The sequence below is a fragment of the Comamonas testosteroni genome, assembly GCF_030505195.1.
GTDB classification, from domain to species: Bacteria; Pseudomonadota; Gammaproteobacteria; order Burkholderiales; family Burkholderiaceae_C; genus Comamonas; species Comamonas testosteroni_G.
In genome coordinates, this window is record NZ_CP129672.1 from 3,894,849 (window position 1) to 3,912,341 (window position 17,493).

Consider the following 17,493-nt stretch of genomic DNA (forward strand, 5'->3'; position numbering starts at 1 on the left):
GGTAGAGAGGCGCCGTGCAACGAGGGGGAAGGCGCGCAGCGCCTCAGGGGGTGTCAGACGGCGTCACACAAAATCTTTGTACTTGTCCAGCATGCGCACGGGCTTGGACAAGGCGTCGCGGCGGAAGGGATCGCCGAGCTCGCGCGTGCACATGATCTCGATCACGCAGGTCTTGCCTTCCTTCATCTGCATGTCGATGGCTTTTTGCAGTGCCGGGCCCACGTCCTCGATGTGGTCCACCACGATGCCTTCGGCTCCCATGGCCTTGGCGATGTCGGAGAAGCTTTCGCTTTCCAGCTCGCCTGCCACGAAGCGGCGGTTGTAGAAGTCCACCTGGTTCTTCTTTTCCGCGCCCCACTGGCGGTTGTGGAACACCACGGCGGTCACGGGGATGTCGTGGCGCACGGCGGTCATGATTTCCATCATGCTCATGCCCCAGGCACCGTCACCTGCATAAGCGATGGCCGGGCGATCGGGGGCGGCGCACTTGGCACCGATGATGGTGGGCAGGGCGTAGCCGCAGTTGCCGAAGCTCATGGGGGCGAAGAAGCTGCGCGGCTCGTCGAAGCGCAGATAGCTGTTGGCCACCGAGTTGATATTGCCGATGTCGGTGGACACCATGGCGCGCGCCGGCATGGCTTTTTCGAGTTCTCGCAGCACCTGGCGGGGATGCAGATAGCTGCCGCCAGTTGGCGTGCGTTCGCCCTTGGCCTCTTCGATCATGTCCAGGCTGTAGGGGTCGCGCTCGTGGGTCCAGCCGTCGAGCTCTTTTTCCCAGGCGGCCTTTTCCGTGGCGATGGTGTCGGCGCGCGCTGCCTTGGTGGCGTCACAGCCCAGCGTCACATCGGCCAGGCGCCTGCTCAGTTCGGCCGCTACGGCCTTGGCATCGCCGTTGATGCCCACGGCGATCTTCTTGACCAGGCCCAGGTTGGTGTGATCGGCCTCGATCTGGATGATCTTGGCGGTCTTGGGCCAGTAGTCCATGCCATGCTGGGGCAGGGTGCCGAAGGGACCCATGCGCGAGCCCAGCGCAATCACCACGTCGGCCTGGGCGATCAGCTTCATGGCGGCCTTGGAGCCCTGGTAGCCCAGAGGGCCGGCCCACAGCGGGTGCTTGGCGGGGAAGGCGTCGTTGCGCAGATAGCCGGTGGCCACGGGCGCGCCCAGACGCTCGGCCAGCTGCCTGGCTTCTTCCACGGCATCGCCCATGACCACGCCGCCGCCGGCCAGGATCACCGGGAACTTGGCGGTCTTGAGCAGGTCCACGGCGGCTTGCAGGCTGGCCTCGCCGCCGTGACCGCGGTCCACGCGCATGGGCTTGGGAATCTCGCACTCGATCTCGCCGTAGAAGTAGTCACGCGGAATATTGAGCTGGGTCGGGCCCATCTCGGACATGGCGCGGTCGAAGACGCGGCCCGTGAACTCGGCCATGCGCTTGGGGTTGCAGACATGGCCCTGGTACTTGGTGAACTCCTGGAACATGGGCAACTGGTTGGCTTCCTGGAAGCCGCCCAGGCCCATGCCCATGGTGCCGGTCTCGGGGGTCACGATCACCACCGGGCTGTGCGCCCAGTAGGCTGCGGCAATCCCGGTCACGCAGTTGCTGATGCCGGGGCCGTTCTGGCCGATCACCACGCCGTGGCGGCCCGAGACGCGGGCATAGCCGTCGGCCATGTGGGCCGCACCTTGCTCATGCACCACCGGGATCAGGCGAATGCCTGCGGGGGCGAAGATGTCCATGGCATCCATGAAGGCGGAACCCATGATGCCGAACATCTCGCTGACGCCATTGGCGACGCAGGTTTCGACGAATGCTTCCGAAGGGGTCATCTTGTGAACGCCTTCAACCACTTTACGATTGTCCGTTGCAGCCATCTCTGTCTCCTTGAAAATTTGAAACCTATGGTTCCGAAAAAAGAAATAACGATGTCAGTCTATGGCATTTTTTTGTTTTCGTGCAAATAAATTTCTTTTTATGGAATAAATTGACTCGAAAAATGGAAATTAATATGATCGACAACGATATGAAGCACAGCGAAGACACACCCTCGGCCCGCCTGGACGGAGACACGCCCAATCTGCGTTTGTTCGCGCTGCTGGAAGCCGTGGCGCAGAAGAGCCAGCCCTTTACCTTGCAAACCATGGTGGAAGAGACAGGGCTGCCCAAGCCGACCATGCACCGCATGCTTGCGCAGCTGGAAAGCGCCGGAATCCTGCAAAGAGATGGCAACGGTCGCCACTACGGCACGGGCCAGCGGCTGATGCGACTGGCGCAGAACGTGCTGCTCAACAACACCACGCATGGCGCGCGGCATGCGGTGCTGACCCAACTCGTGCGCGAGCTCGGCGAGAGCTGCAACATCACGGCTTTCTCGGGCAGCGAGGTCCTGTATCTGGACCGCGTGGAGACGCCAGCCCCGCTGCGCTTTTATCTGCATCCCGGCTCGCGCGTGCCCGCGCACTGTTCGGCCACGGGCAAGCTGTTCCTGAGCCAGATGTCGCCCGCTCAACGCCGCCGGCTGCTGGCCAATGTGCCGCTGGAGGCGTTCACCGGCAATACGCTGACGACCTTCGAGGCGCTGGAGCAGGAGCTCGATCAGGTGCGCGCCCAGGGCTATGCCTTCGACAACGAGGAGTTCCTGCCCGGTCTGCTGTGCCTTGGCGTGCTGGTGCCCGCGCCCCAGGGCAACTCCAATATGGGGCTGGCCGTGCAGGCGCCGATCATGCGTTTTTCCAAGGAGAAGGCCTTGTCCTTTCTTCCCAAGCTGCAGGCGGCCGTCGAGGCGATCGCCCGCATTAACGATGACGTTCCACCGGAAGCCGATGATGACTGACCTGAGCCAGCTGCAGCCCACCCGCACCGTCAGCGTGCGCGATGTATTTGGCATCGACACGGACATGAGCGTGCCGGCGTTTGCCGAGCCGGGCGAGCATGTTCCCGCCATTGACAAGGCCTACCGCCTCAATCCGCGGGTGACGCAAGCCATCCTGGCGGGCTTTGCGCACAACCGGCGCGTGGTCGTTCAGGGACTGCACGGCACGGGTAAATCCACGCATATAGAGCAGGTGGCCGCCAGATTGAACTGGCCCTGCGTGCGCGTGAATCTGGACGGTCATATCAGCCGTCTGGATCTGGTGGGCAAGGACAGCATCGTGCTGCAGGAAGGCAAGCAGGTGACCCAGTTTCAGGAGGGCATTCTGCCCTGGGCGCTGCAGCGGCCCGTGGCCATGGTGTTTGACGAGTACGACGCCGGACGCCCCGATGTGATGTTCGTCATCCAGCGGGTTCTGGAGCGTGAGGGCAGCTTCACCCTGCTCGACCAAAAGCGGGTGATCCAGCCGCATCCCTGCTTTCGGCTGTTTGCCACCATGAACACCCTGGGGCAGGGCAATCTCAACGGGCTCTATCACGGCACGCAGCAGCTCAACCATGCCCAGCTCGATCGCTGGAATCTGGTCACCAGCCTGAACTATCTGCCCCCGCAGGAGGAGGCGGCCATCGTGCTGGCGCGTGTGCCGGAGCTGGCCACAGCCGATGGGCGCCGCAAGGTGGACGCCATGGTGGCGCTGGCCGCGCTGACCCGCAAGGGCTTTGCCGTGGGGGATCTGTCCTTGCTGATGTCTCCGCGTACGGTGATCACCTGGGCTGAAAACATTTCCATCTTCCATGACCTGAAGCTGGCTTTCGAGCTGTCGTTCCTCAACAAATGCGAGCCTGCCGAGCGCGCCATCGTGAGCGAGTATTTCCAGCGCTGCTTCGCCCAGGAGCTGGCGCAGCCCGAAGAACCAGCACTGGCGTTGCTGGCATGAGCACCGAGACCTCCGGCCCAGCCTCGCTGTCGCGCATGGAGGCCTGGGGCGGCGCCATGCTGCGCGCGATCACCGGCGACGCCAGCCTGCAATGGAGCGGCCAGACGCTGTACCGCGGCACCACGCCCATACCCCAGGCGGCGGCCCACCATAGCCAGGTGCCGGTGCAGCAGACGGATCAGCGCGGCCTGCTTGACAGCATGGGGCTGCGTCTGCAGTGGAGCGACCAGGCCCTGTTTCAGTCGCATCTGCCCCAGGACCCGGTCGAGCGCATGGTGTTCGAGCTGCTGGAGCAGTTGCGTGTGGAGAGCCTGGTGCCCGAGGCCTGGCCCGGAGCGCGCGAGAACATGCGCCAGCGCTTTGTGAACTGGTGCCAGGCATTCGTGGATTCCGGCCTCACGGAAAGCAGCCTGGGCATCTTGCTGTTTGCGGTGGCCATCACGGCCTGGAGCCGGCTGACCGGGCATGAAACGCCTGAGCGCATGGCCGATCTGGTGGAGTCCACGCGGATGTCCATGGCCTCCCCGCTTGGCCGGCACTGGGATGGGCTGCGGCGCTTCAGAGACCGGCAGCAGCAGTTTGTCGAGCCTGCCCTGGCCGTCAGCCGCTGGGTCGGCATGGCGGTGCGTGCGGCGCAGGACGATGCGCCGCGCGGTGCCGGCGGCCCCAGGCGGCGCAGCAGTTTTGCCCTGCCTCTGCATGTTGAGTCCCAGAGTCAGGACGGCATGCCGGTGGCGCAAAGCGGCGACAGCCGGGCCTGGGCCGGCACCGCCCAAAGCTACCGGGTTTTCACGCGCGAGTTCGATAGGGAGGTGCAGGCCGGTGAGCTGATCCGCGCGCTGCAGCTGGCCCAGTTCCGGGAACAGATGGACGAGGAGCTGGCGCGCTCGGGATTGCAGCAGGCCGGGCGGCTGGCGCGCTATCTGCAACAGCGCCTGGCCAGCACGCAGCGCAATGGCTGGAACTTCGGGCTGGAGGAAGGCCATCTGGACGGCAGCCGCCTGTCCCAGCTGGTGACGGACCCGCAGCAGCGCGCGATCTTCAAGGACGAGATGCAGCGCCCCGTCAACGAGACCGCAGTCACTATTCTCATGGACTGCTCGGGCTCCATGAAAACCTTTGCCAAGCCCCTGTCGCTGTTGCTCGACGTGTTGGGGCGGGCGCTGGAGATGGCCGGTGCGAGCGTGGAGATACTGGGTTTTTCCACGCAGGCCTGGAATGGCGGCAGAACGCGCCGCCGCTGGCAGCGCGCCGGCCAGCCCCAGTTTCCGGGGCGTCTCAATGAGCGCCTGCACATTGTCTTCAAGGACGGGGCCAAGCCCTGGCGTCACGCCCGGCATGGCATTGCGGCACTGCGCAAGCCCGACATCTTTCGAGAAGGCATCGATGGCGAGGCCGTGGAATGGGCGTGCCAGAGGCTGCGCGCCAAGACCGCGCAGCGTCGCATCCTGCTCGTGGTCTCCGATGGCTGTCCCATGGACACGGCAACCCATCAGGCCAATGACGAGCATTATCTGGATCAGCATCTGCGGCAGGTTCTTGCCACCCAGGAGCGCATGGGCGGCGTGAAGGTCTGCGCCCTGGGCGTCGGGCTGGATCTGGGGGTCTTCTACCGTCAAAGGCTTGCCGTCGATCTGCAGCACGATATCGACGAGGCCTTGCTGTTTTCGGTGGCCGAGATGCTGTGCCGGCGATGACCGGGATGGAGCGTGCGACAGGCATTGCACAAGGCCGAGCAAGCCCAGGCAACAAACCGAAAAGCCGAAAAAACGGAAAACAGAAAAGCGGGAAGGCGCAATGCCTGCCCGCTGTCTGCTTGCCGGAGCCATCCCCGTAGGGGAGGGGGCCGGACTTACATGCGTCCCTTCCATGGAACCAGACGCTTTTCGACCCAGCGCATGAACAGATCGAACACATAGGCGATCACACCGATGACGATGATGCCCATGATCACGATGTCGGTGCGCAGGAAGTTCGAGGCGTTGAGCACCATCTGACCCAGACCCACGTTCGCAGCCACCATTTCGGCGGCAACCAGAGTCGTCCAGCCAAAGCCGATGGCAATGCGCATGCCCACCAGAATGTCGGGCAGGGCTGCCGGCAAGATTACATGGCGGATCACCTGGAAGTAGCTCGCACCCATCGAGTAGGCGGCATTGATCTGCTCCTGCGCTGCGCTGCGCATGCCCGAGCGGGCCGCCAGGGCCAAGGGCGCAAAGCAGCTCAGGAAGATCAGCAGAATCTTCGGCGTTTCATCGATGCCGAACCAGATGATGATCAGCGGCAGATAGGCCAGTGGCGGCAGGGGGCGGTAGAACTCGATGGGTGGGTCGAAGATGCCGCGTGCGATGCGTGACATCCCCATCGCGATGCCCAGCGGAACGGCAATCAGGAAGGCCAGCCAGAACGCCACGCTCACGCGCAGCAGACTTGCCGAGAAATGCTGCCACAGCGGTTTGTCGTTGGCCTGCCCGGTCAGGTATTCATAGAACTGCTGGAACACCGCCTGCGGGCTGGGCAGGAACAAGGGCTTGATCCAGCCGAGATTGGTGGTGGCGAACCACAGTGCCAGCAGCACGGCCACGGTGACGATGCTGATGGCGAGGCTGGAGCCTTCGCCAGGGGTCTTGAAGCGACTGGTCTTCACCGGTCCTGACGCCTGCGGGGCAGTGGCCTTGGGCTGCACGCGCGCTGTTGCGGCGGGCAGATGGTTGATGTGGACTGCTTCAGACATTGGCAGGCTCCCGTTGGTGAATCAGACTCAGAACTTCTTCGCGCATCCTGATGAAGTCGGGGCGCGACTTGACGGCACGCGCATCGCCGGTGCGCAGAAACTCGTGGCAGAACGGCATGTCGTCGTAGACATGGGAGATGCGGCCCGGGCTGGGGCTCATGACGATCAGCCGGCTGGCCAGAAACAGCGCCTCCTCGACCGAGTGGGTGATGAAGAACACCATCTTGTGGGTGGCATGCCATACGCGCAGCAGGATTTCCTGAACCTGCTCGCGCGTGAAGGCATCCAGCGCACCCATGGGCTCGTCCATCAGCAGCAGTGCGGGATCGTTGGCCAGTGCACGGGCAATGCCGACACGCTGCTGCATGCCGCCAGACAGTTCATAGACGGCACGCCTGGCGTAGCTCTCCAAGCCCACGAGGCCCAGTTTCTCTTCGGCGATCTTCGTGCGCGTCTTCAGATCCATGCCGCGCATGCGCAGTCCCAGTGCGACGTTGTCGATCACATTGAGCCATGGCATCAGCGCATGCTTTTGAAACACCACCCCTTGATTGGCACCGGGGCCCTGAATGGGTTTGCCGTCCAGCAGGATCTGGCCGCTGGAAGGCGCCAGAAAGCCTGCCATGCAGTTGAGCAGTGTTGTCTTGCCGCAGCCCGATGCACCCAGAGCGACCACGAAGTCGCCTTCATTCATGGTCAGATTGACGGGCGCCAGGGCTTGCAAGTGTCCGCCCTTGACCTCGTAGTTGACGGTCAGGTCACGTATATCCAGAGTCGGCATGACATTGCCCTCCTATGTGAAACAAAGCTGGGAGCCACGACGGGAAACTCCTGTCGTGGGCAGGAGCCGTCAGCGGCCGAGAGCCTGCTTGACATAGCTGTTGGTGACGTACGCGGCGTAGTCGGGCTTGACCTCCTGAATCCGGCCTTGTGACTTCAGAAACGTTGCGGTATTGGTCATGGCCTTGGCCGCACCGCCTTCCAGCCACTGAACGCCGAGTTGCTCCTCAGCGCTGGGAAAGCGGTAGAGCGCCATGGCGGCGGGCACGTCCTTGGGGTCGGCCTTGCTCCATTTGGCAATGGCCTTGATCTCGGGCGAATCGGGAGTCCACGTGGCCAGGTTGTCGCGCACCTGGGCGCTGGCCCGATTCAGGGCCTTGATGAAGGCCACCATGAACTGGGGATTTTCCTGGGCGAACTTGCTGCTCACGGCAATGCCCTCGAAGGTGGGATAGCCCATCTGCGCAATGGAGCCGGAGGTGGCAATCACCTTGCCCTTTTGCTTGACCTTGGCCAGTACCGGATCCCAGACAAAAGTGCCGTCGATATCGCCGCGCTCCCAGGCTGCGGCAATCTCTGGCGGGCGCATGTTCATGATGTTGACCTTGCGTGCATCAACGCCTTCCTTGCCCAGGGCCGCGACCAGCTGGTAGTGCGCGGTGGAGACGAACGGCACGCCTATGCGCTTGCCCTCCATGCTCTTGAAACTGCTGATGCCGCCGCCATCGCGTGCCACCAGGGCTTCGGCACTGGCGATGTCTGCAGAGATCCAGAGCAGCTTGATGTCCTGCCCCTGGCTGGCTGCTGCGGTCAGCGGGCTGGAGCCCACCTCTCCCATCTGCACGTCGCCCGAGGCCATCGCCCGTATCACGTCGCCGCCGCCCGAGAACATGCGCCAGTTGATCTTGTAGCCCGTCTCCTTTTCCACTTCACCCGATTCCATGACCAGGCGCAGAGGCACCAGCATGTCCTGGTTGGCGAAGGTCACGGTTTTCTGCTGCGCCAGCGCGAAGCCTGTCATGGCCAGTGCTGCCGTCGCAACACCCGCTTTCAGCATCCATCGTTTTTGCATTTTCATTGCCAATTTCTCCATGGTTAGAGCGATATCGGTTGAAGACTTAGACCAGAGAACCCTTGCTGTGCTCACTCTTGCTGACTGTTTTCCCATTCCCGCTTCTGGCTGAACCGGTTGAAAGCCGCATCGCGAGGCTCAAAGAGCTTTCTCAGCGGATCGTAGTGAGCAACCTTGTGAAGCCAGTAGGGCCAGTTGATGTGAATCGTTAGGTCCAGTCGCGCACGGCCCCGGATGGTGCGTGCAGCATGGGTTGGCGTGCACCGCGACCGTGCATTGCAAAGCCATGCATGGCGCGGCTTGCGCGGGATATCTCGGTTCTGGTGGAAGGCGTTTTTGCGACGTCTGCATGGGCTTAGGTGGTTTCACTGATCGCAGACAGATGCGGGAGGATTGGGCTGTCCGAGAGGCACGAGCGCTTGCGCAATATGCGTGCCAGAGAGGCGGTTTTTCCTGCGGCCTGGGCGCTGAGGTATGCGCTGCAGCGCATCCGTCGATAGGATGAAAAAAAGCACCTTCCTCGCGGAAGGTGCTTTGCGTTGCGTGAAGCCCGAGTGGCGGCTGGCAGGGTCAGTTCTTCTCGTCGTTCATGTGATACCAGTGGTAGAGAAAGCGCTGTCCCATGCGGCGAAATGGTGCAAATGCCTCCGAGCGCACCATATTGAACACATTCGGATATTCGAGCGATGAGTTGTAGATTGGCAACTCGAAAGCCTTGAGGTTCTGGCCTGCGATGCGCTGGGCCATGCGCCGGCCTGCATGCGCAGAGAACGACACACCATTGCCGCCATAGCCGACTGCATAGAAGACGCTTTCCCTTGGATCGGGCTGGGTGATGCGCGGCATCATGTCGTGGCTTACATCGACCCAGCCCCACCAGGAGTAGTCCACCTGGATGCCCTTGAGGGCAGGGAACTTGTGGTGCAGGCCCTCGACCAGCTTGGCCATATGGACCGGATTGGGCGCATCGGCACCGGTGATCGAGCTGCGGCTGCCGATCTGCACGCGGTTGTCGGGCAGCTTGCGGTAGTAAAAGCGCAGGGTGCGGGTGTCGGTGATGACTTGCGTGGTCTTGAAATTGGTGGCGGCCAGCTCTTCTTGCGTCAATGGCCTGGTGACCAGCGAGTTCGAGAGAATCGGCATGATCTTGGAGCGCAGACTGCGGTGCAGGCCGTTGCTGGTATAGCCGCCGGTGGCAAAGCCGACGGCGCGTGCCTTGACCGTGCCGCCCGGGGTCTGAAGGTAATGCACGCCGTTTCGCGTTTCCATGCCCAGCACGGGACTGGCGGGATGCACCTTCACTCCCAGCTCGCGGGCCTTGCGCAGATAGCCGAATGCCAGCTTGAGCGGATGCACGCCAATGCCGTCGGGCTCGTGCATCGCGCCACGGCAGTCGGCGTCGTCGACATAGTCGCGGCGCACTTCGTCGACGCTGAATATGCGGGCGTCGTAGCCGAAGACTTCTCGCATGACGCGGGTCTCGTTGCGCAGAAAATCCATTTTTCTGTCGCGGTGGGCAATATACAAATGCCCTCCCGGTTGCGGCTCGCATTCTGGAAACTCCGCGACCAGTTTTTTGAACGTGTCGAATCCTTCGCGGATTTCCGCGTCCAGCTTCAGGGCTGTGTCCTTGCCCCAGCGCTCTATCCACTGCGAGCGATAGAGGCGGCCGCTGGCATTCTGGCCCTGGCCGCCGTTGCGGCTGGTGCAGCCCCAGGCGCTCTGGTTGGCTTCGAGAACCACGGCGCGAATGCCGTGCTCGCGGGCCAGAAACAGGGCAGTGGACAGGCCCGTGAAGCCCGATCCCACGATGACCACATCGGCTTCCATGTCGCCGCAGACCGGACCATCGTCCTCGGGGGGGCGGCCCGCCGTCCCTACCCAGTAGGTCGGAGCGTAGCCGGCGCCATGCCCGGGGTTTCTGGCAACCAGGGGGTCGTACTGCGGGTCGTATGGATTCAGATGGCTGGGGCGGATGTCCTCGGCTTTCATGGCGGTCGTCTCCTGGTGTGGCTGCGTTTGAAGCGGCGCTCTATTGCTATGGAATTGATGTGCGCAAAGTCAATGCAGATGCACTGCTTGCGATGTCCAGAGCAGCATAGCCAGCCCCCTGTGTCGCCGGTTAGGGCCACGGCACAGGTTTTGATGGAGCCAGCGTGCAAGCCTGGCCATCCGAACCTCGGGATTGCCGCAGAGGGGCTGCGGCGAGTCTCTTGCAAACCGGGCGCCCATCGAGTCGCGCCCGTCGGGCGGGGCTGCGCGCTGGCCTGCTTCAGGCCGGCATGACCAGGCGGTGTCACTCGCCACCTCAGCGGGATGCATTGGAGTCCACCACAACCTGTGCAGCCAGCGGGCGTTGCCGTGCACTTTCCCTGCGCTTGTGGCGGCGATGACCGCATTGAGCGTGGTGATGCTCTCCTATCGTTTTCACCTAAATGAAGCAGCACAAGAGGCGTTTGCCGACGGGCGTCGGTCTGCCTCTGCAAGCGCTGCGCCAGAGCGTCGCGCTCAGAGGAGATGCGGACTTTTTCAAGGCATTTTCTCGGTGCGCGCCGCCGTCATTTCGCGAGGGATCCGAGCCCTGCGCGGCAAGGTCTTGGACTTAACGATAGCCGGCAACTGGTCCTACGAAATGGAGCCAGTGCTACCTACCATGAGCCATCGGAATTTCAGGCATTTTTCGATCGAAAGGGGGCGCTTTTGCAATGGTCGGCCCCCATGACATGACAGCAATCTGGAGAGCATATGAACAAGCAAGAATCCCAACCCGATGTCCAGTTTCTGGCGCGTTTCTCCGACGCGTGGAATCGGCATGACATAGACGCATTGATGGACTTCATGGCCGACGAATGCGAGTTTCACGCCGTTGCCGGCCCTGATCTGATGGGGCGCAGCTTTGTGGGGCGTGAAGCCGTGCGTGAGGGCTTTCAGCTGGCCTGGCAGGCATTCCCCGATGCCGCCTGGGTGGATGGAGAGCATTTTGTGCAAGGCTCGCGCGGCGTTTCGGAAAGCACCTTCAAAGGCACCAAGGCCGACGGCCTGCGTGTGGAAGCTCGCATGGTCGATGTGTTCACCTTCCGCGACGGCAAGATCGCCGTCAAGAACGCCTACCGCAAGGATCGTCCTCCAGTGGCGCTTTCCTGACATACGCCGGGCCTGCGGGCACACCTTCCTGCCTTACGGTAGGAGGCGTTGCACGCAGGGCTTCTCACGACAATTTTCAAGCAGATAACTGAACGACCACGGCAACGGCCTGCACGAGCAGCAAGGCGCGATCCGATACATAAAGCCGTGGCGACCGGCATTTCCAGGCCGGCAAGACAGGAGACAAAAATGATTGGAAATCCGCATTCGTCGCCGGACGGGCTGTCGCACAGTCTCAAGCAGCGGCACATGACCATGATTGCCCTGGGCGGCGTCATCGGAGCCGGGCTTTTCGTCGGCAGTGGCGTGGTCATCAAGTCGGCCGGACCGGCGGCCGTCATCTCTTTTCTGATCACCGGCCTGCTGGTGGTGCTGGTCATGCGCATGCTGGGCGAGATGGCCTGCTCCATGACAGGGGGCTCCTTTTACGAGTACGCCCGCGAAGCCTGGCGTGACAAGCCCGCCGTGGGTCAGCTGGCGGGATTTCTGACGGGCTGGATGTACTGGTACTTCTGGGTCATCGTCGTGGCCATCGAAGCGGTGGCAGGGGCCGAGCTGGTGCGCTACTGGCTGCCTGACGTGCCGGCCTGGAGCATCAGCCTGGTCTTGCTGATCATGATGACGCTGACCAATCTGGTCTCGGTCAAATCCTTTGGCGAATGCGAGTTCTGGCTGGCTTCCGTGAAGGTAGCCGCCATCGTGGTGTTTCTGTTCATCGCCGGCGTCTATGTGCTGGGCCTGACACCAGGAGGCGGCGGAATGCATGTCGCCAATCTGAGCCAGAACGGCGGCTTCATGCCCAACGGCATTGTTCCGGTGCTCACGGGCGCCGTGGCCGCCACCGGCTTCTATTTCGGCGCGGAGATCGTGACGATTGCAGCGGCCGAAACCGCTGAGCCCCAGAAGGCCGTGGCCAAGGCCACGAATTCGGTCATCCTGCGCGTGCTGGTGTTCTACGTGGGATCGGTGCTGCTGGTGGCCTGCCTGGTGCCATGGAACTCCACCGGCATGTCCATGCCCTATGTCAGCGCTCTCGATGCCATGGGCGTGCCGGCCGCTGCCCAGATCATGAATGCAGTGGTGCTGACTGCCGTGCTGTCGGCGCTCAACTCCGGGCTTTATGCTTCGTCGCGCATGCTGTTTGCGCTGACGCGACGCGGCGATGCGCCCAAGGTGCTGGCACAGGTCAGCCGCAATGGCGTGCCCGTGTACGCGATTTTGGTGGCCACATTGTTTGGCTACGGTGCCATCGTCATGTCCTATCTGTCTCCCGACAAGGTGTTCGCCTTCCTCGTGAACTCCTACGGAACGGTTGCCATCTTTGTCTATATCCTGATTGCGATTTCCCAGCTGCGCCTGCGCTATCGATTGGAGCGCGAAGCGCCGCACCTGCTCAAGGTGCGCATGTGGTGCTTCCCTTATCTGACCTGGCTGGCGATTGCGGGCATGCTGTCCATCGTGGTGGCCATGGGCTTCATTCCCGAGCAGCGCACGCCGCTGGCCCTGGGTGTGGCCAGCCTGTGCATCTTGCTGATTGCCTATCGCGTGCGCCAGGCGTTGCGGCGCGGAATCAGTCCCGAGGGGCTGCTCGACGAGCTGGCTCCGCCCAAGCTGCGCAAGAATTGAGGAGACCAACAAAAGCCCCGGACCCTGAGTCCGGGGCTTTTTGCTTTGCGCCTCTACATGCAGTGCATGGCTTCTGCCAGGGCCTTGATGCCCTGGGCGATTTGTCCTGCGGGAATGGACTGATAGCCCAGGCGTATGAAGTTGCCCGTGTTGCGAGGGGAAGTGAAGAACACATCGCCGGGCTCGATCAGCACTCCATGCTCGGCGGCCTGGCGTGCCAGTGCCTGCGCGGGCACATGGTCGGGCAGTTGCACCCAGCACGAGCCGCCGCCGCGTACCGGCGTGATGCGGCATTGGGGCAGGTAGCGAGCCATGGCTGCCGTCAGCTCGGCATGACGCTCTTTCTGGGCCTGACCCAGGCGGCGCAGCTGGGCCTCGTAGTGGCCCAGCGAGATGAACATGGCCAATGTGCGCTGGATGAAGGTGGACGGATGGCGGATCATCAGACGGCGCAGGGCGCGCAGCTCCTTGATCAGCTCGGGCGGGGCCACGATATAGCCCACGCGAAGGCCGGGTGCCAGACTCTTGGAGAGGCTGCCGATATAGATCACGCGGTTGTTGCGGTCCAGGCTTTTGAGCGCCGGGATGGGTTGTTCGTCGAAGCTGCTTTCGCTTTCGTAGTCGTCCTCGATGATGATGAGGTCGTGCTTTTGTGCGGCCTCGAGCAAGGCCTCGCGCCGCTCCAGCGGCATGGTGACGCCGGTGGGGCACTGATGGCTGGGCGTGACGTAGAGGTACTCGAGCTTGCGCATGGCATTGACGATAGGCAGTCCATCGCCATCCACGCCAATCGGGATGACCTGCGAGGTGCGGCTGCTGAAGATATTGCGCGCATCGGGATAGCAGGGGTTTTCGATGCCGATGGAGGTGCCCTCGCGCATCAGCAAATCGGCCACCATGTACAGCGCATGCTGGGCGCCGACGGTGATGATGATTTCGTCGGGGGATGCCCAGACGCCGCGGCGCGGCAGGATCTTGGTCTGCACCTGCTGGATGAGGCTGTCGTCGTCGCGGGTGATGTGATCGGGCGCCCACATGCGGATGTCCACCACGCCCAGGGACTTGAGGCAGCATTCGCGCCAGGCGGCCGTGGGAAACAGCTCCTTGTCGAACTGGCCGTAGAGAAACGGATAGGGGAACTGCTGCCAGTCGTCTTCCTTCACGATGCTGCGCTGCAGGCTGGGGCGCAGCCACAGGCGGCGCGACCAATCCGTGTGCGCCTCGGTGTCCGCATTCCTGGCGTTGCTGGGGGTGCGCTCTGTGGTGCGGCCCTGCAGCACATCGGGGTGGATGAAATGGCCTTTTCTCTCGCGGCTCAGCAAAAAGGCCTCTTCGGTCAACTGCTGGTAGGCCATGACCACGGTGATGCGGCCCACGCCCAGCAGCTTGGCCAGTTCTCGACTTGAGGGGACGGCATCACCGGGCGCGAGAATGCCGGTGAGGATGGCATCGACCAGCATTTCGCGAATCTGCCCCTGAAGGCTCAGCGAGGGCCTGGCGCTGCGGCGAAACAACTGCTCCCACATGGCCACGGATGGAGGAATCGAAGGCGAGGCCGGTTTTCTGTCTGTCGTCATTGATGGTTCTGAATGCACTGCCGCAGCCCGTGGTGGCCTGGAGCGACCGGCGGCCCCGACGCGCGGGGTCTGGTTCTTTAGGGGCCATTAACGCGACATCGCAGAGGCCGCCAGCAGCTTGCTGGCGCACCGGTTTCAGCGCTCAAGATTAGCGCATATGCATGTGCTTGGAATCAGGCTTTTCATGTGGTTGCACGCGTGCAGCGGCACCTGTAATTTGAAAAATCTGGGAGACTTCTCTGTAGCCTCGAAAATAAGTATATAATTTGAGGCTTAGCGGCTGTAGCTCAGCTGGATAGAGTACTTGGCTACGAACCAAGGGGTCGTGGGTTCGATTCCTGCCAGCCGCACCAAACGACAAGCCTCAGAACTGCAAAGTTCTGAGGCTTTTTCGTTTCTGCCATGTCTGCTTCGCCGCACTGATGGCGCTTGAGTGCCTTTGAAGAAAAATTCGGGTTTTCACCGAGCGGCTTCAAAAACTGTATATAATTTGAGGCTTAGCGGCTGTAGCTCAGCTGGATAGAGTACTTGGCTACGAACCAAGGGGTCGTGGGTTCGATTCCTGCCAGCCGCACCAAACGACAAGCCTCAGAACTGAAAAGTTCTGAGGCTTTTTCGTTTCCGGGCTTTGACGAGCCCTGGCCTGATCGGGCCCCGATCTGTGTGAAGATCGGCCTCATGAGCAAGGCTTTCACCAAAGAATCGGATGGCGACGACGATGAAGACGTCGCAGCTCTGCCGCCATTGCCCGCCGGCGGCAAGAACTACATCACGCCACAGGGCTACCAGCGCATCAAGGACGAGCTGCTGGATCTGATCGACAACGAGCGCCCCAAGGTCGTGGAGATCGTGCACTGGGCGGCCAGCAACGGCGATCGCTCCGAAAACGGCGACTATCTCTACGGCAAGAAGCGCCTGCGCGAGATTGACCGGCGCATTCGCTTTCTCACCAAGAGACTGGAAATCGCCGAGGTGGTCGACCCTGGCGTGCACGCAGGCAGCGATCAGGTCTTCTTTGGCGCCACGGTCAGCTACGTGGATGACGAGGGCGTGGAGCGCACCATCACCATCATGGGCATTGACGAGGCGGACAGCGCGCAGAACCAGGTCAGCTGGATTGCCCCGGTTTCGCGCGCGCTGCTCAAGGCGCGCGTGGGCGACGAGGTGGCCTTGCCGACGCCGGCCGGCGTGCGCATGCTGGAAATTCTGGACGTCAGCTATCCTCAGCCCAGCACTCGATCCTGAGTCCAGCGGCAACCAAAAAGCGCGGCTTCCGTATCGGACGCTGCGCTTTCATTTTGTGAGCTTCAATCGCTTGATCTACAACGATTTCAGATGATTTTAGTATTGAAATCGTTTGGTATAAAGCGCTAATAGCTATTATTTTTGAGGCTGATTGCCAGTCTGCAGGCGTTGCAGCAGCTCCAGCGTGGGGTAACCGTCTGCCGCCAGACCCTGGCTCTGCTGGTACTGACGAAGCCCGGCACGGGTGGCCGGACCCATCACGCCGTCGGCCGCTCCGGTGGCAAAGCCGCGCTGGGCCAAGGCGGTCTGCAGCGCCCGTGTCTGCTCACGCGTGAGTGCGCCGAGATCGCGCGGCCATTCGGCGCTGACACCTCCATTGCCGGCCAGCTGCGATGCAAGCAGGCCCACGGCGAGCGCATAGTTGGTGGAGTTGTTGTAGCGCAGGATGGCGCGGAAGTTGCTGCCCACCATGAAGGCCGGACCACGGGCACCGGCCGGTGCAATGATGCTGGCTCCGGCCATCGCGGGCAAAGCCTGGCCGTTGACGCTTTGCACGCCTTCTGCAGCCCAGGCGCTGCTGTTCTGGCGCGTGGAAAGCTCGGTGCGTGCGTAATCGAAACTGGCTGGCAGGCGCACTTCAACGCCCCAGGGCTCGTCGGGGTTCCAGCCCGAGCTTGCAAGATAGTTGGCAGTGGAGGCGGCCACATCGGCCATGGAGCCCCAGATGTCGCGGCGGCCGTCTCCATCGGCATCGACGGCATATTGCAGGAAGACCGAGGGCAGAAACTGGGTGTTGCCCATGGCACCGGCCCACGAGCTGATCATATGGGCGGCGTCGATGTCGCCGTTGTCGATGATGCGCAGCGCGGCAATCAGCTCCTTCTGAGCCCATTCGGCGCGGCGGCCGTCAAAGGCGAGAGTGGCCAGTGCATCCACGGCCGAGAAGCTGCCGAAGTTGCTGCCGTAGTTGCTCTCCATGCCCCAGATGGCTGCAATCACGGGTGCCGGCACGCCATAACGCTGGCTGGCCGCTTGCAGACTGGCTGCGTATTCCTGCATCTTGAGCTTGCCGGTCTTGATGCGCTGTGCGGAGACGGCGCTATCGAGATACTGCCAGGGCGTGCGCGTGAACTCGGGCTGTGAGCGGTCGAGCTTGACGATGCTGGGCTGCAGCTTGGCGCCGGCCAATGCGCTGCGCAGCGTGCGCTCCGAAATGCCTGCGGCGCGCGCACGCGGGGCAAATTCCTGCTTCCAGTGTGCGAAGTTGCTGGCCTGTATGGGGCTTTCCATCGCTGCCTCGTCAGTGCCTTGCTCTGTTTTGGCCGGCTGTGCCGGCTCGGACACCGCCGCTGCTGGAGGTTCGGACCGGGTGGCGCAGCCTGCGAGCAGGGCTGCTGCGATGGCGGTGATCAGCAACGGCTGACGGACATTCACAAGCGAAGGTGCGGTTTGGAGCATGAATGCCATTGTCGCTTGCTGCCGTGGCCGGCAGGCCCTTGCTGGGC

Annotated in this window: 13 protein-coding genes and 2 tRNA genes; 8 read left to right on the forward strand and 7 right to left on the reverse strand. The window is 62.5% G+C overall.

What is annotated here, in order from left to right; all coding sequences use genetic code 11:
- Positions 1–63 precede the first annotated feature (63 nt).
- Positions 64–1,875, reverse strand: a complete 1,812-nt coding sequence (xsc, locus tag QYQ99_RS18055) for a sulfoacetaldehyde acetyltransferase (protein WP_302089414.1) — start codon at positions 1,873–1,875, stop codon at positions 64–66.
- Between the two features lie 134 nt (positions 1,876–2,009).
- Here xsc and QYQ99_RS18060 point away from each other — a divergent pair, with 134 nt between their 5' ends.
- The 3 genes from QYQ99_RS18060 to QYQ99_RS18070 are packed head-to-tail and all read left to right on the forward strand — an operon-like array spanning position 2,010 to position 5,507.
- Entirely contained in the window at positions 2,010–2,834 is an 825-nt protein-coding gene (locus QYQ99_RS18060) for an IclR family transcriptional regulator (RefSeq protein WP_302089415.1), read from the forward strand.
- Positions 2,827–3,810 carry an AAA family ATPase gene (locus QYQ99_RS18065; protein WP_302093209.1) on the forward strand — a complete coding sequence of 328 codons (984 nt, stop codon included), beginning with the start codon at positions 2,827–2,829 and terminating at the stop codon, positions 3,808–3,810. The genes QYQ99_RS18060 and QYQ99_RS18065 overlap by 8 nt, the downstream gene beginning before the upstream one ends.
- Positions 3,807–5,507 (forward strand): cobaltochelatase CobT-related protein, encoded by a 1,701-nt coding sequence (locus QYQ99_RS18070; RefSeq protein ID WP_302089416.1) that lies wholly within the window; start codon positions 3,807–3,809, stop codon positions 5,505–5,507. The genes QYQ99_RS18065 and QYQ99_RS18070 overlap by 4 nt, the downstream gene beginning before the upstream one ends.
- 155 nt (positions 5,508–5,662) lie before the next feature.
- Here QYQ99_RS18070 and QYQ99_RS18075 read toward each other — a convergent pair whose 3' ends face one another.
- From QYQ99_RS18075 to QYQ99_RS18090, 4 genes are all read right to left on the reverse strand, one after another.
- On the reverse strand, positions 5,663–6,544 hold the full coding sequence (locus tag QYQ99_RS18075) for an ABC transporter permease subunit (protein WP_302089417.1): 882 nt from the start codon (positions 6,542–6,544) through the stop codon (positions 5,663–5,665).
- On the reverse strand, positions 6,537–7,325 hold the full coding sequence (locus tag QYQ99_RS18080; RefSeq protein ID WP_302089418.1) for a taurine ABC transporter ATP-binding protein: 789 nt from the start codon (positions 7,323–7,325) through the stop codon (positions 6,537–6,539). The genes QYQ99_RS18075 and QYQ99_RS18080 overlap by 8 nt, the downstream gene beginning before the upstream one ends.
- Positions 7,326–7,394: 69 nt before the next feature.
- Entirely contained in the window at positions 7,395–8,402 is a 1,008-nt protein-coding gene (tauA, locus tag QYQ99_RS18085) for a taurine ABC transporter substrate-binding protein (RefSeq protein ID WP_302089419.1), read from the reverse strand.
- A gap of 564 nt (positions 8,403–8,966) precedes the next feature.
- Complete coding sequence (locus tag QYQ99_RS18090; protein WP_302089420.1) at positions 8,967–10,388, reverse strand: NAD(P)/FAD-dependent oxidoreductase; 1,422 nt, start codon at positions 10,386–10,388, stop codon at positions 8,967–8,969.
- Positions 10,389–11,141: 753 nt separating this feature from the next.
- On the opposite strand from QYQ99_RS18090, the gene QYQ99_RS18095 reads away from it, so the two are divergent.
- The gene (locus QYQ99_RS18095) at positions 11,142–11,540 is read left to right on the forward strand and encodes a nuclear transport factor 2 family protein (RefSeq protein ID WP_034368828.1); all 399 of its coding nucleotides are present in this window, start codon (positions 11,142–11,144) and stop codon (positions 11,538–11,540) included.
- A gap of 189 nt (positions 11,541–11,729) precedes the next feature.
- Positions 11,730–13,166 (forward strand): amino acid permease, encoded by a 1,437-nt coding sequence (locus QYQ99_RS18100; protein WP_302089421.1) that lies wholly within the window; start codon positions 11,730–11,732, stop codon positions 13,164–13,166.
- A gap of 53 nt (positions 13,167–13,219) precedes the next feature.
- Here the strand turns inward: QYQ99_RS18100 and QYQ99_RS18105 are convergent, their stop codons facing one another.
- Positions 13,220–14,743 (reverse strand): PLP-dependent aminotransferase family protein, encoded by a 1,524-nt coding sequence (locus QYQ99_RS18105; protein ID WP_302089422.1) that lies wholly within the window; start codon positions 14,741–14,743, stop codon positions 13,220–13,222.
- Positions 14,744–15,019: 276 nt separating this feature from the next.
- Between QYQ99_RS18105 and QYQ99_RS18110 the strand changes: the two genes are divergently transcribed.
- The 3 genes from QYQ99_RS18110 to greB all read left to right on the forward strand — a co-directional run bounded on the left by QYQ99_RS18110 (position 15,020) and on the right by greB (position 15,988).
- A tRNA-Arg gene (locus QYQ99_RS18110) sits at positions 15,020–15,096 on the forward strand.
- A gap of 147 nt (positions 15,097–15,243) precedes the next feature.
- Positions 15,244–15,320: transfer RNA gene (locus QYQ99_RS18115), tRNA-Arg, on the forward strand.
- 101 nt (positions 15,321–15,421) lie between these two features.
- Positions 15,422–15,988 carry a transcription elongation factor GreB gene (gene greB, locus QYQ99_RS18120; RefSeq protein ID WP_302089423.1) on the forward strand — a complete coding sequence of 189 codons (567 nt, stop codon included), beginning with the start codon at positions 15,422–15,424 and terminating at the stop codon, positions 15,986–15,988.
- A 135-nt stretch (positions 15,989–16,123) separates the two neighbouring features.
- Here greB and QYQ99_RS18125 read toward each other — a convergent pair whose 3' ends face one another.
- Entirely contained in the window at positions 16,124–17,455 is a 1,332-nt protein-coding gene (locus QYQ99_RS18125; protein WP_302089424.1) for a lytic murein transglycosylase, read from the reverse strand.
- Between the last annotated feature and the right edge of the window lie 38 nt (positions 17,456–17,493).